Raw genomic sequence first — 13,580 nt, 5'->3', positions numbered from 1 at the left:
GTTGTGTTGCATGATCTCCTCCAATTACTTATAAGGGTCCGCGGCATCCCGCAGTCCGTCGCCGAGGAAATTGAACATAAGCACCGTTAAAATAATGAAGGCGGTAGGCCAAAGCAGCCACGGATAGTACGCCAGCGTCTCCAGATTCTGCGCGTCCTGAAGCAGCACGCCCCAGCTGACGACCGGCGCCTGCAGACCGACTCCAATGAAGCTGAGCGCGGTCTCTCCAAGAATCGTGCCCGGTATGGACAGCGTGACGTTGACTATAATATAGCTGGCAAACGAAGGCAGCAGGTGCTTGCGGATAATGCGGAAGCCGCTGGCGCCCGCCAAACGTGCCGCCATCGTGAAATCCTCCTCGCGCAGCGTCAGGATTTTACCGCGGACAACACGGGCGAGGCCGGTCCAGCCGATAATCGAGAAAATGATAATGAGGCCGAAATACGTTTGTTCCGCCGACCAGCCTTTGGGCAAAGCGGCGGTCAGTGCCATCCAGAGCGGGATCGTCGGGATACAGATGAGCAAGTCGATGATCCGCTGGATGATCGTATCCGCGACCCCGCCCAAATAACCGGATATGCCGCCGAGCACCAAACCCAGGACGAGCGTCAGCACAATGCCCACAAGTCCGAACGAGAGCGAGATGCGTCCCCCGTATATAATCCGTGAGAACAAATCGTGCCCCAGCTTATCCGTGCCCATCAAAATAAGCGGATCCTTCGGATTTTTCAGGCCGAACAAATGCACGTTCATCGGAATGAGACCCCACATCTTGTACGACTCTCCCTTAACGAAGAATTGAATCTCATACTTCTTCTCCGGGTCGGGGGCGAATGTCCGGCGAAACGTCTTCTCATCGACCTTCGCCGACATCCCGTAAACGAAGGGACGGAACTGGAAGCCGGTTTGCGGGTCGATGAAATGAATTTTTTGCGGCGGCGAATTTTTATACTCCGTAAACCGCGCTTCCGGCAAATTGGGACTGAGAAATTCGCAGAAGGCAGCGACAATATAAAAGAACAGTAGAATGATCGCCGATGCCAGCGCTACCTTGTGCTTTTTGAATTTCCACCACATCAGACGCCATTGCGAGGCAACCTCATAACTATTATCCTGGCTCTTTCTGAGCCGGTTTGGTTTTCCCCCGCGGAGCGCATTCGAGATCGTAGTGATGAGACTCATTCGGTGGCACCCCCGAAGCGTATTCTCGGATCGACCCAGGCAAGCAAAATGTCCGAAAGCAGCGTGCCAAGGACCGTCAGGACGCTAAGAATGAGCAGGAAGCTGCCGCACAAGTACATATCCTGGAACATCAGCGCTTTCAGCAGCATCGGTCCGGTCGTTTGCAAATTAAGGACGATCGCCACGATGGCTTCACCGGAAATGAGCGCCGGCAGCGTCCATCCAATCGTACTGATGAGCGGATTGATCGCCATCCGGACCGGATATTTGAAGAGCAGCCTGTTCTCCGCAACCCCTTTGGCTCGGGCGGTAATGACGTACTGCTTCGACAGCTCGTCAAGCAGCATACCGCGAGTCACTCGGATCAGGGAAGCGGTGCCGGACATACCGATGACGATGACAGGCAGGATGATCCGGGGCAGCATGTTCATCACTTTCGCCATGCTCCACGGCGCATCGACGAATTCGGGCGAAAAAAGACCCGTTATCGCGACACCCGTCTGAGCGAATATGAAGTAAATGAGAACGAGTGCGATCAGGAAACCCGGCATCGCAAGTCCGATAAATCCGATAAAGGTAAAGACATAGTCCATAATGGAATATTGGTGAGTCGCCGAATAAATGCCGATCGGAATCGCGACCGCCCAAACGAAAATAAGCGATATGAGGGAAATGATAAGCGTCAGCGACAGACGCGGTCCGATTACGTCGGCAACCGGCTGGTTGTATTGGAACGAACGGCCGAAATCGCCGTGGATAATAATGTTCTTGATCCAGATGAAGTATTGCATGTACATGGATTTATCCAGGCCATACTGCATTTGCAGGCTAGCGATCGTACTTTCCGATACGGCGGTGCCCGAGTTTTTCAGCTGCGCAATATACTGGGATAGGAAGTCGCCCGGCGGAAGTTGAATAATAACGAACACGATGATGCTGATGGCGAACAATAGCGGGATCAATTGCAGGACGCGATAAGAAATATAATTCAGCATGCGATTTCCCCCTTTCAAAGGTTATTGATAATAGGGAACGAACCCGGGAGCCCCGGACCGATGGCAATTAGGGCTCCTTGGCTCGCGCGGTCGGTCTTATTGACCAAAGAAGAATTGCTCGCCGCTGAAGTTCACCGCAATCGCGAAAGCGGCGTCGTCAGGTATATTATGGAGCTTGGCATTGACAATGAGCGGTTGCTTCACTTCGGATATCGGAATCAAATAATAGACGTTATCCTTCAATTCCTGTTTAACCTTCTCGATCAGCTTCTTAGCTTCTTCTGGCTTCTCCGCAGCCGCTTGATCGATCAGATCGTATAGCTTCTTGACGTTTTCGGGCGGCTCCTTGCCTTTCTTCCCACCGGAGTTTTTCCAGTCGTTCCAGGCAGGAGCCCAAAGGCCGAGTCCCCAGTCGCCCATGTACCAGAGCGGTGTATGCGTCCACATCATCGAGGCTTGCAGCTGGTTGTCGGTATTCTTTGTATCCCAGAGCTTTTGGTCGATCGTCTTCATTGTGACGTCGAGGCCGAGCTGCTTCCACATTTCAACGATTAGCTGGGTGAGCGGCACAATATCCGGCGCTTGGGCGCCTACCTCAAACGGAATGGTGAACACCTTGCCGTCCGGGCCGAGACGTTTGCCGTCAGAGTCTTTTTTCATGCCCATGTCGTCCAGAAGCTGGTTAGCCTGCTCCAGATCGAAAGTTGCATCCTCGATATTACCTGGCTTCGCGAAGTCGTAATAGAGGGTGCTGATGATCTCCTCACGATTCAGCGCAAGACTTAACGCTTTGCGGAAGCGAACGTCTTGAACGACCTTCTGCCAGTTTGAGTTATCGTAGGTCATGTTGAGGAAAACGTCTGTTGGCGTAACGTGCATGTTAGCGAGATTCGCCTTGAAGCCGCTCTTTTCGTTTTCTTTGTACAACGGCATTTTGATAAGTGCAGCCGACTCGCGGGAGAAGTCGACCTCGCCGGCGATCGTCTTGAGTCCGACCATCTCAATGTCCTGTACGAGCGTGCTTGTGATTGTATCAATGTAAGGAAGCTGGTTCCCCGCTGGATCCACCTTGAAGTAATAAGGATTGCGCTCATACGTCGTCGTTGTTTGCGTATGCTTCGTCTGAATCCACGGATAGAGCACCGGGAAGCCGATCGCTTTCTTTTGGGTCAGCTCCGTGTTTGTAATATCCTTGTCGTTAAACAGGTTCGCCCATTCCCCCTTCTGGAAGCCGGCTTCCTTGATCAGCGGCCCCAGCTTCTCCATCGGCGTATATTTCTTATGGAACTGCTTCAGATAGTGTGCGGGCTTGATGAGTTCGGGGTACCCGCGCCAGCCTTGAATGGCGAACCGGATTAGAATACCGCCGTACGGGCGGTCGAAAGAAAGTTTAAACGTATAATCGTCGACTACCTCCAGCTTCATCGGAGATCCGTCCGCGACACCTCCGCTCCGTAACCAAACCGGGAAGATCGGGGTGATTTCCGGGTTGTTCAGGACATCCTCCACCGTGAACCGTACGTCCTCGGTCGTCACCGGCTTGCCATCCGACCATTTCATCCCTTTGCGCATCGTGAAGGTAAACGTCTTCTGATCATCGCTGACCTTATAATCCTTCAAGACATTGCCGGTGATCTCGTCGCCAAGAATGCCCGGAGTGTTCAGCAGCGGCTCGTTATTCATCACAAATACGTCCGCGTCCCAATCCACTACCGATGTAACCGTTCTCAAATTTCCGCCATATGAACCGATCTCATATTTCATTTGGTCCGCCGGTATTTCGTTCGTGATCTTGTAATCGGTCGGCAGGCGGTCTTTTACTGCAGCGAGCCCTTTGCCTTGGAAAAACGGTGACTCCTTCAGGTCTGTAATTTGCGCCGGGGCAGCCGCTTCTTGCCCCCCGCCTCCGGCAGGGTTCGTTTCTTGCTTGGGCGAGTCTTGCTTTTGCTCCATTTGCGTCGATGCGGTCGTGGCGCTGTCCTGACAGCCTGCGAGCACGAGTACGGCCGTAAGAGCGGAAACCAAGAGCACGGGAATCAGCCTTCTCCTTGACTGCATTTGCAACCCTCCGATTCGTAACGTCTTTTTAAATTTGGACACATCCTCATTTTTATTATCCACATCAACAAAAAGCACTACGAGACCTCCATGTTATCGAAATCGCCTACTATCCTCTAGGAACCGACAAAATGATCACATAAAGCGAAAGCACGCTTACCGTCTCTACATCATAAGGAAATAAGCCGCACAAATAAAAAAAAGTCCCGCAAAGGGACGACTGAAATTCTCGTTACATCGACAAGATATAAGCCGATTCAACTTTATGGTGACATTATCTCATTCTTCTCAGCTGCTGCGGCGTCATGCCAAACGACTGCTTGAACAAACGGAAAAACTGCGTTTTGTCAGCGTACCCAACGCTGCGGCTTATTGACTCAATCGAATCCTCCGTCTCGAGCACCTTGCGCTTTGCTTCCCGCATCCTGATTTGCTGAACGTATTCCGTGAATGTAAAGCCGAAGCAATCTTTGAATGCCTTGCTTATATAATAGGGTGAATAGTAGCTCTGCTTGGCCAAATCTTGAAGGGTTATACGACCTGCATAATGTTCTTCAATATAAGTTAGCAACGGGGGCAGCATGTCATATATACCTCGAAGCTCAGAGGATTGACTCTGCTTCTGCATCGTACGGAAAATCATGCAGAGCGCAAGGGTTGCATAGCCTCGCAGCATCGCCCGGTAACCGCTCTTCTTGGCGTTATATTCCTCATTCATCGTTTGAAGAAGCTCTTCAAGCTCAAGCATCGCTCGGCCGCGGAATCTGACCTGCGGTATGGGCTTCTGCAGGTCGCGAAACTCTTGAAACAGCTGAAGCGAAAAGAAATTTTTCGCCGCCCCCTTAATGGACGACTGATCGGTCAAGAAGTCCGGCTCAAACAAAATGTTCGTGTATTCCATGCTGGAGTTCACATCGAAACGGTGGCTCTCGCCGACGTGCAAGAACAATACATCCCCTCGCTGTACCTCGAACAATTCCCCATTCACATACTGGCAACCCGCCCCCGACCAAATATAAACCAATTCGATGAAGGTATGGGTATGTTCAGGTTCGCTTCTGTAATTGGTTATTTTGAAGATGGCAATTTTCTCATCCGGTGCTATCCAGTCCGCGGAAGTGTATACCTTCATTGGAATCACTACTCCATGACTTAATGGTCACTGTGATGGAGACCCGTATTTTCAGTCTTATAACAACAATACTACAGAAACCGCTTACAAGGGAGATGAAATAAGAACTAAATTCGTTAACGGCATCGAGGCTTGTCTGTATAAACCCATAGAACAGGTCCCACGCACATGCCGAAAATCAGCATGATAAATGTTCATACTCTTCTGGATCTTGCGCTGGACCATGTCGGCCACGTCGACCAGGCTCAGGATCGCGAGCGCATAATCGCGAAACTGGGCTCCTTTTCCGTCAATCGGACCCCTTGGGCATGTCTATGGAATAGCCTTCCACGATGAAGCCAGGATCGCCGTGATCAAGCTTCGTGAGATCACCTACCATTATCCCGCGGTATGCGTGACTCAAACCTGTTGTTTTTTACTGTAAGTACGACGCGGCTTTTAAGCGTGTATTTCTAATAATAGACGTTGCGAACCTCACGCTGCTTACTTATATCACTTTGATCACTTAGAAAAACAAATCAGCGTTACCAGTCATAACTGGTAAACGCTGATTTGTTTTTCATTCCCGGTTGATCTTGCGAGTGTTCAAGCGTATTTCAAAGCTAGCGGAACGACTCCCGCCTTTCCCCCTATCCACTACATAAATATCGATTTCGTTATTACCATGCAAAATGATTATTAACTCTTTACTCACCGGTTGATCGGCAACAATGATCTCTTCTATGCCATTCCGAATCCTTTCGGGGTGGCTTATAATCTTTCCGGTATAAGAATCCAGTGACGTTTCAAGAAACGTATTCATGCCTAGTTCGAAGTTTAAATGATCTTCCTGATTCAAACTCATGGAGATTCCACCTTAAATCCGATCTCAAAGATGGCGACAACCGCACCGGGATATCATCGGCTTCACCGACCCTATCTAACGCGATATTCAAGGGACAAACTCCCCCACCTGTTGATTATCTCATACAGATCTCCCACCAAAATCCGTCGTGATCGCTCCATGGGTATCGAAGGCTAGTTCTGAGGCTATATTTTGTCAAAAAAGCGGCTCCAGGCGATCTTTTTTCTGATAGTCAACCATCCAACCGGGATATTCAGAAGGCAGTGTACTCACTTCGTCAAGTAGGCGAATTTCGTCATCGGTCAGTTCTAAATTTGCAGCTTCCAGATTTTCTTCCAACTGTTCCAATCGTTTCGCTCCAACAAGAACGGAGGTTACAAAGGGTCTTGTCATCAACCAAGCAAGCGCTACACTTGCTATACTTGTTCCATGTGCTTCAGCGATCGGTTTTATCTTGTCAATGATATTCCAAGCCCGCTCTTTATCTACAATCGGGAAGTCAACTTCAGAGCGGCGCGAATCCTCTGCCTTTTGATTGTGTCGATCATAACGCCCTGACAGCAGACCGCCAGCAAGCGGACCCCATACCAGAAGCCCCATCTTCTTCGCCTCCATCAAAGGCGCAAGCTCTCGCTCAACATCGCGGCCGGCTAGGGAATAATATCCCTGAACCGTTTCAAAGCGAGCCAGATTCTTGCGTTCCGAAATACCAAGAGCATCAGCAATTTTCCAAGCATGCCAGTTCGATACTCCAATATACCGCACCTTACCCTGTGTTACCAGATCATTTAAAGCACCTAAAGTTTCTTCTACAGGTGTCAAGAAATCATCAGCATGAATCTGATACAAATCGATATAATCCGTCTTCAATCTCTTTAAACTTGCTTCCACTGCATTCATAATATGTCCTCTTGAAGCACCGACATCGTTACGCCCCATACCAGTTCGTCCGGCTGCTTTACTAGCAATTACAACATCCTCCCGTGCAATACCAAGATTTCGGAAGGATTGTCCAAGAATAATTTCACTTTCACCTCCTGCATAAATATCAGCTGTATCAAAGAAATTAATTCCGGCATCGACACTCTTTTTTATCATCTTGTCTGCTTCTTCCTGCCCAACGGAACCGAGAATTTTATGGCTATCCTTTCCACTCGTAAACGTCATTGTGCCTAACGCAAGTTGTGAAACTAAAAGTCCTGTATTTCCAAGCTGCTTATATCTCATTGTTGTATATCCTCCTTAATATAGGGCATTTTAAAGCATGACAATCATACTCGCTTCGCTACCAGCATGTATCTGTCTGCTACATCCGTTATTATGTGCCTGTTTATTTTTTTTAGATAGTTCAATCGTATTGAATGTCTGCCTAATCATCCAAATGGAGTTGTTTTCTTATGTACGACGTGGTCTAATGCATGTTAAGACAACCTTTTGTTATTAAGAGGGGATTAATACCATGGACAACCATCATCCGGAAAATGTTCAGGAGGTCCTGAACCGCTTATTAAACTTAATCTTAGAATTACCTTTACGTGCAAACCGGTTTCAGACAGAAATTCCCTTCCTTCAAATCTTGACCGAAAAAAGTCCTACGGTTGCATCAAAAGGTCCATTAAAACCGTCTCTCTGCATTATTGTACAAGGGAAAACACACATGCAGATTGGAGAAGATATTATTGAATACAAGCCAGGGAATTTTCTTGCAACAAGTGTAATCATGCCGGTTACAGGTCAGGTGGTAGAAGCTTCAGCTGTTGCTCCATATATGGCAGTTCGGATTGAATTGCCACCTGGAGAAGTCGCCGCTGTCGCAACTGAAGCCGACCTAAAGCTCAAACCAAAATCTGAACCGCATCAAGGCATCTTTGTTGGCAAAACAACACTTGAGGTATTGGAAGGTTTCGAAAAATTGCTTAAACTTTTACAAAACCCCAAAGCCGCAAAGTACCTCGCACCATTAGTAAAAAGAGAAATTATCTACTGGCTGCTAACCGGAGAAGAGGGAGCCGCTTTCTACTTCAGCATGTTATGGCATCAGGAAGCTTCCCAGATCAGCAAGGTGGTCGACTGGGTTACCCATAACTTTAATAGTAGCATTAACATTAAAGAATTGGCAAAACTTGGGAACATGAGCGTTTCAAGTCTTCATTACAAATTTAAAGAAGCGACCGGCAAAACACCTTTACAATTTCAAAAACAACTTCGTCTTCAAGAGGCCCGAAGGCTGCTACTTGACGGCGCAAATGTAACGGAAACGGCACTGCAAATGGGCTACCAAAGTTCGACCCAATTTAGCCGTGAGTATAAGAGGTTGTTTGGACTCTCGCCTGTGCAATATCTCCGATCCCGTAATGATGCCCATCCAAACCAGAAATAATGTAGAGCCGTCCGTTATTGCTTTATATTCGGGCGAGTGTAGCGAATCATCGAAATTACGGATCGCCCATACCTCAAGGGCATATAAAATTTTGTCTTCCGTTGAAGTAGGGGACAGCAGCCCTTTCTTCCTCTAACGATGTCTCAACAATACCCAGTTTCTTTTTATTGTCCTTGTCCCCATTTTAAACTCTTTACAATCTTTGTGTATTTGCATATTATATACAAATATACAATTATGGTTTTTTGTCTAATCAAACTTTCAAAGGAGCATACACATATGATGTCTGAACAAAAACCGGTACAGTCGGTATTCGGACCCGAAATTACCACTCAAGAGGTGCTGGCTGGACAAGGCCTTAGTGGAAAGGTAATCACAGGTGGACATGTAGGCATCGGGCTGGACACAACGCGGGCGCTTGTCGGAGCTGGCGTTAACGTCATTGGCGGCTCCCGTGATTTCAATAAAGCGCAAGAAGTGCTCGCTCCGCTGAAAAATGTTGAGTTGGTCCGGCTCGATCTTACGGATCCTTCCTCGATCGATGAGTTCACCGCCGTCTTCCGGAGTTCCAATCGTGCGCTCGACCTTTTAATTGGTAACGAAGGAGTAAAAACGAACTATGAAACCAGCATCTAATGAGATTCCGCTTACGGTAGCAATTGGTGGTGAGCTGACTGTAAACCGGATCGGGTACGGCGCTATGCAGTTGACCGGACCGAAGGTTTGGGGCGAATATCCTGACCACAATAAAGGGATCGAGTTGCTGCGCGAGGTGATCGATCAGGGCGTAAACTTCATTGATACCGCCGACGTATACGGTCCACACTCTAACGAGGAACTCATTCGCGAGGCACTCCACCCTTATCCTAAGAATTTGGTGATCGCTACAAAGGGCGGTTTCGTTCGGGGCGGTCCTGAGTACACCGACTTGAACGCTGTGGGTAATCGGTATTACTTACGCCAGTGTGCGTACATGAGCATGCGGCGTCTGGGTGTCGATCACATCGATCTCTACTATTTGCACACGCCGACGATGACCGACGTGCCTTTCGAGGAGATCATTGAATCACTTGCAGGAATGCGAAAGGATGGTTTAATCCGGTATATTGGCCTGTCCAACATCAGTGCAGATCAGCTACGGATTGCAATGAACATCACCGAGATCGCCGCTGTCACGGCTCATTACAACATCGGGACCCGGCTTGGCGCAGCGTTGCTCAAGGTGGCAGATGATGCGGGTATCGTCTTCTCGCCGTGGCACCCGGCTGCCGTGCCGTCGGGCGAGGAAGGCAAAAGGTTCCGCGACGTTCTGGACCCCATCGCGGAGAAACATCGCGTCACAATCCAGCAACTCGCCCTAGCTTGGCAGTTGCATCGTTCTCCGCGGATGCTGCCAATCCCCGGGACAACCAGCATTGATCACCTTAAGGAGAATCTCGCCGCAGCTAGCATTCGTTTGGCGCCGGAGGAAGTAGACACCATTACCCAACTTATTCCTGATGAGGATTGAAGCTAAAGATCCACGAGATAGACCGTCCCCTGGATTAAGGACCGATTGCACAGCGACGTTGTCCTCATCGTGCGGATGCGGCGCGTAACTTTGACGCGGTTATTACCGCCGCGCGAACCGCATTCACCGAGCAGGGGGCCAAAATAGCGTTGGAAAAGGTTGCGAAACGGGCGAGCGTCAAGAGTCGGACCTTGCTAAATAAACTCTTGAAATTTCGTATCGCAAATTCTATGACTAGGTATTTTCTAGGGTTTGCTTCCCCCCTCTCTCTATGCCGATTCAGTACCGTATCGTCATTCCCGATTTTGTCAAGAACTTGATGTCATTCCCGACGGAGCAGCTCCAAGCAGACTTTTTAAGTTCCCTCGAAATGATTCCGTTTCCTCACTCAGACTCATGAATTCGCAGGATTTCACCCTGTAGTCAGAATGAAGAAAGGGACAGAAGCAGCTCATCGATGAGGTCCACCGGTACATTCACTTTTACAACCACAAGCGGTTTCAGAAGAAATTAAACAGCCTTAGTCCGGTGGAGTACCGAACTAAGGCTGCTTAGTGCTCTTATTTCATTGTTGTCTACTTGACGGGGCGCCAACATCCTCCCGCCTGGGTAGGACCCAGTTCGGGCGCGGGAAGTGGCAGGTGTAGCCGCTCGGATAGCGCTCCAGATAGTCCTGGTGCTCCGGCTCTGCTTCCCAGAAGTCGCCGACCGGCGCCACTTCGGTGACGACCTTGCCGGGCCATAGATCCGACGCGTTCACGTCGGCGATCGTCTCCTCCGCCACCTTTCTCTGCTCTTCGCTCGTATAGTAGATCGCCGAACGGTAGCTTGTGCCGATATCGTTGCCCTGACGGTTCCGCGTCGTAGGATCGTGGATTTGAAAAAAATACTCCAGGATGCGCCGGTAGCTCGTCTCCGCTGTATCGAAGACGATTTCGATCGCCTCCGCATGAGTGCCATGGTTGCGGTAGGTCGCGTTCGGAGTGTCACCGCCAGTATAGCCGACGCGAGTCGAGACGACGCCGGGAAGCTTGCGGATCAAGTCCTGCATTCCCCAGAAGCATCCCCCAGCGAGTACTGCGCGTTGATGCATGTTAAACCTCCTCAACCTGATTGAGATATTTGCCGTAGCCCTTGCTCTCCATGTCGTCGTGAAGGATGAATCGGAGCGACGCGGAATTGATGCAGTATAGGCCACAGTGATTAGCCGGGCCATCCGGGAAGACGTGACCGAGATGGCTGTCGCCGTGAGTGGATCTAACCTCGGTCCTTATCATCCCATGGGAGGTGTTCTGCAACAGGATGTCCCATATCCGCATTGGAAAGGCAATGTTTTCTCCAACTAACTTCGAGCTTCGTGAGATCATCAACCATTATACCCGCGGTATGCGTGACTCAAACCTGTTATTTTTTTACTGTAAGTACGGGTTCAGTTACCGTATCCCGCTCACTCCTTGCGTCCGGTTACAGTCGCCCGCCAGAGCTTAACAACCTCATCGAAAAACAGCAGTCCATTTTAGAACTGCTGTTTTTGATAGATCATTTTCAAAGCTTCTCCTTGTTAATTTGCGCGGGGTCTGCTTTTTGGGGACTGCTACCTACTGCAGCTTTTTTTGAGAGGCGCGCCCTCTTTGCCTCCATTGATCGGCGTAAGGGTAGGATCACGTTCTTTTCGTAATCAAAATAGCCATTATCAAAGGATTGCTGAATATCCCAGCGGAAATAAAGGAGTCCTGCTTTGCCCTTCGAACCTGTTCCTTGGTCTTCCTAGACCGGATCGGATGAACTCTAACCACTAGGTTCGGATTGTGCGGACGAGGCTTACCTTTTCACCTCGATTTCCGCCCGTTCTATGCCTGCAACGAACGAGCTGAACGTAAATACGGTTGATTCCTTGTATTCCTTCGTATAACGAACACGAACGAGTGCCGGCTGCGGCGTTTCGCCCTCAGGCGCGTACTGAGCCGTTATCTTGTAGGTTCCGCCCGCAGGAAGCTCCTGCAATCCGAAGCCTCCCGGGAAGTTATAGCCGCGCGTGGTGATCGGCTTTCCCTCCTTACCCGCCACGATCGGGGTGACGGTCAGGATTATATCCGATTCGCTGAAGTAATCGCTGATGTCCGAGTAGATATACAGCTCGCCGATGCTCGTCTCCGGCCTCATGATAAAGTTCCGGATGGCGCCGGTGTTTCCTGCAAATGGCTTATCCGTCACGGATTCCAATTCAATCTGCAGCTCTTTGTCTCCGGAGCTCAAGTTATAATACCCACCCATGTTCCATGTTGTAGCCAGCGGCGGCAGTTCAATGCTGTAATAGCCGTTGCCATCCGTAACCGCCGTCAAGTTGCTGTTATAGAGCAGTTGGTTATCCGCAAACACTTCAGCTCCTGCAACCGGCTTCCCACTCGAATCGACGACCTGACCGCTTACGACATAAGGAGTGGCTTTCTCCGCAGGTCCGGGGCCGCCGGAGCCTGCGCCGACAGAGCTTGAGCCGATTGTGATGGTCGATACCGACCCTTTTGTTGAGAAACTAACCGAATTGCCGCTGTTCTCCGAAACGAAGCGGAGCGGCACCATCGTGCTGTTTTGGTTCATCTGCGGAGGGACATCCAACGAAACGCTTTTCCCGTTGACTGTTGCCTTACTGCTGTTCATCGTTAATTCAATTTCCAGCCCTGCTTTTGTTCCGGTTACTTGTTGGAGGGAGCTGTTCCACTTCACCTGGAAGCCAAGGGCTTCGAAAATTTTGCGGAATGGAACCAATACACGCCCGTCTTGGATGACAGGTTCAGCCTGTTCGAACTGAAGCTGCTTGCCGTTCAATACAACCCGCACCTCTGCGGCCGCTGCATGTGTGGTTTGCTGTGCGAATGTCATGAATGTAAAAAAGCCTGCAACAACTGCCATAAACATGGAAAGCCTCTTATTTGCCAACCCCATCTCTCCTCATTTCATCTGAAAATGTGCCCCCCTAATTATATTGAGTGTAACATTAAAACATACTTTATTTCCCTTCCCCCTGCTGATCTCATTTACTTCTCCACGACAAAGGGAGTGATGGAACATCACTTCGCTGCGTAACATACCCCAGCCCGTAAGCTTCCCCACGATAAATGCCTTTCGTTTAGTCTTTACAGCTGCTGCCCCCGGATGAACGTAAACAAAAGCTTGAATTTGTTTCTTTTCTTCAGAATGTTCAGGTACATTCAGATTGCCAAGGCCATTTGGGGTCATTAATTTTCTAAATACAGGACTGCTTTTCCACTATACTTCCGTCCATTCATTAGTCCGCTACCCTTTTGATATCGGTCCGACAGAACATAAATCGTTAAAACAAAAAAGCCGCAGCTACGCGGCTTTTCAACGTGTATGTTCTTATCGTCGTACAGAAGATCAAACTAATCCACCATGAACATGCGTTTTGTTCATATGCCGGATTTGGTATTCAATCAATTTAACACGCGCTATAGCCACCT

Annotated in this window: 12 protein-coding genes and 1 pseudogene; 4 read left to right on the top strand and 9 right to left on the bottom strand. The window is 49.4% G+C overall.

The features are described 5' to 3' along the window. Window positions 1-24: 24 nt before the first annotated feature. From FHS19_RS15435 to FHS19_RS15410, 6 genes are all read right to left on the bottom strand, one after another. Complete coding sequence (locus FHS19_RS15435) at window positions 25-1,182, bottom strand: ABC transporter permease (protein ID WP_183582647.1); 1,158 nt, start codon at window positions 1,180-1,182, stop codon at window positions 25-27. After that, on the bottom strand, window positions 1,179-2,177 hold the full coding sequence (locus FHS19_RS15430; RefSeq protein WP_183582646.1) for an ABC transporter permease: 999 nt from the start codon (window positions 2,175-2,177) through the stop codon (window positions 1,179-1,181). Before FHS19_RS15430 ends, FHS19_RS15435 begins: the two co-directional genes overlap by 4 nt. A gap of 96 nt (window positions 2,178-2,273) precedes the next feature. Next, window positions 2,274-4,235: an ABC transporter substrate-binding protein gene (locus tag FHS19_RS15425; RefSeq protein ID WP_183582645.1), complete on the bottom strand. Its 1,962-nt coding sequence runs from the start codon at window positions 4,233-4,235 to the stop codon at window positions 2,274-2,276. 274 nt (window positions 4,236-4,509) lie between these two features. Next, window positions 4,510-5,367: an AraC family transcriptional regulator gene (locus tag FHS19_RS15420; protein ID WP_183582644.1), complete on the bottom strand. Its 858-nt coding sequence runs from the start codon at window positions 5,365-5,367 to the stop codon at window positions 4,510-4,512. Between the two features lie 559 nt (window positions 5,368-5,926). After that, window positions 5,927-6,211: a hypothetical protein gene (locus FHS19_RS15415; RefSeq protein WP_183582643.1), complete on the bottom strand. Its 285-nt coding sequence runs from the start codon at window positions 6,209-6,211 to the stop codon at window positions 5,927-5,929. Window positions 6,212-6,406: 195 nt separating this feature from the next. After that, window positions 6,407-7,438 carry an aldo/keto reductase gene (locus tag FHS19_RS15410; RefSeq protein WP_183582642.1) on the bottom strand — a complete coding sequence of 344 codons (1,032 nt, stop codon included), beginning with the start codon at window positions 7,436-7,438 and terminating at the stop codon, window positions 6,407-6,409. Window positions 7,439-7,670: 232 nt separating this feature from the next. Between FHS19_RS15410 and FHS19_RS15405 the strand changes: the two genes are divergently transcribed. The 4 genes from FHS19_RS15405 to FHS19_RS15390 all read left to right on the top strand — a co-directional run bounded on the left by FHS19_RS15405 (window position 7,671) and on the right by FHS19_RS15390 (window position 10,656). Continuing rightward, a complete protein-coding gene (locus FHS19_RS15405; protein ID WP_183582641.1) occupies window positions 7,671-8,591 on the top strand; it encodes an AraC family transcriptional regulator in 921 nt (306 codons plus the stop codon). Between the two features lie 279 nt (window positions 8,592-8,870). Beyond that, complete coding sequence (locus FHS19_RS15400; protein ID WP_183582640.1) at window positions 8,871-9,227, top strand: SDR family NAD(P)-dependent oxidoreductase; 357 nt, start codon at window positions 8,871-8,873, stop codon at window positions 9,225-9,227. Then, a complete protein-coding gene (locus FHS19_RS15395) occupies window positions 9,211-10,101 on the top strand; it encodes an aldo/keto reductase (RefSeq protein WP_183582639.1) in 891 nt (296 codons plus the stop codon). Before FHS19_RS15400 ends, FHS19_RS15395 begins: the two co-directional genes overlap by 17 nt. A gap of 453 nt (window positions 10,102-10,554) precedes the next feature. Further along, window positions 10,555-10,656: an IS3 family transposase gene (locus FHS19_RS15390; protein WP_376771909.1), complete on the top strand. Its 102-nt coding sequence runs from the start codon at window positions 10,555-10,557 to the stop codon at window positions 10,654-10,656. A gap of 10 nt (window positions 10,657-10,666) precedes the next feature. Here FHS19_RS15390 and msrA read toward each other — a convergent pair whose 3' ends face one another. From msrA to FHS19_RS15375, 3 genes and pseudogenes are all read right to left on the bottom strand, one after another. Then, window positions 10,667-11,194 (bottom strand): peptide-methionine (S)-S-oxide reductase MsrA, encoded by a 528-nt coding sequence (gene msrA / locus FHS19_RS15385; RefSeq protein ID WP_183582638.1) that lies wholly within the window; start codon window positions 11,192-11,194, stop codon window positions 10,667-10,669. A 1-nt stretch (window position 11,195) separates the two neighbouring features. Continuing rightward, a pseudogene (locus FHS19_RS15380) lies at window positions 11,196-11,393 on the bottom strand (peptide-methionine (R)-S-oxide reductase); the annotation flags it as partial. A 529-nt stretch (window positions 11,394-11,922) separates the two neighbouring features. After that, window positions 11,923-13,017 (bottom strand): stalk domain-containing protein, encoded by a 1,095-nt coding sequence (locus tag FHS19_RS15375; protein ID WP_183582636.1) that lies wholly within the window; start codon window positions 13,015-13,017, stop codon window positions 11,923-11,925. Window positions 13,018-13,580: the final 563 nt, after the last annotated feature.

The organism is Paenibacillus rhizosphaerae (assembly GCF_014192015.1).
In the GTDB taxonomy this organism is placed as follows: domain Bacteria; phylum Bacillota; class Bacilli; order Paenibacillales; family Paenibacillaceae; genus Paenibacillus_AQ; species Paenibacillus_AQ rhizosphaerae.
This window is presented reverse-complemented; position numbering and strand designations above follow the sequence as displayed.

Coding starts and splice junctions, on each gene's coding strand:
- FHS19_RS15410 (WP_183582642.1), bottom strand. CDS start 7,438: ATGAGATATAAGCAGCTTGGAAATACAGGACTTTTAGTTTCACAACTT.
- msrA (WP_183582638.1), bottom strand. CDS start 11,194: ATGCATCAACGCGCAGTACTCGCTGGGGGATGCTTCTGGGGAATGCAG.
- FHS19_RS15415 (WP_183582643.1), bottom strand. CDS start 6,211: ATGAGTTTGAATCAGGAAGATCATTTAAACTTCGAACTAGGCATGAAT.
- FHS19_RS15425 (WP_183582645.1), bottom strand. CDS start 4,235: ATGCAGTCAAGGAGAAGGCTGATTCCCGTGCTCTTGGTTTCCGCTCTT.
- FHS19_RS15400 (WP_183582640.1), top strand. CDS start 8,871: ATGATGTCTGAACAAAAACCGGTACAGTCGGTATTCGGACCCGAAATT.
- FHS19_RS15375 (WP_183582636.1), bottom strand. CDS start 13,017: ATGTTTATGGCAGTTGTTGCAGGCTTTTTTACATTCATGACATTCGCA.
- FHS19_RS15435 (WP_183582647.1), bottom strand. CDS start 1,182: ATGAGTCTCATCACTACGATCTCGAATGCGCTCCGCGGGGGAAAACCA.
- FHS19_RS15420 (WP_183582644.1), bottom strand. CDS start 5,367: ATGAAGGTATACACTTCCGCGGACTGGATAGCACCGGATGAGAAAATT.
- FHS19_RS15430 (WP_183582646.1), bottom strand. CDS start 2,177: ATGCTGAATTATATTTCTTATCGCGTCCTGCAATTGATCCCGCTATTG.
- FHS19_RS15405 (WP_183582641.1), top strand. CDS start 7,671: ATGGACAACCATCATCCGGAAAATGTTCAGGAGGTCCTGAACCGCTTA.
- FHS19_RS15395 (WP_183582639.1), top strand. CDS start 9,211: ATGAAACCAGCATCTAATGAGATTCCGCTTACGGTAGCAATTGGTGGT.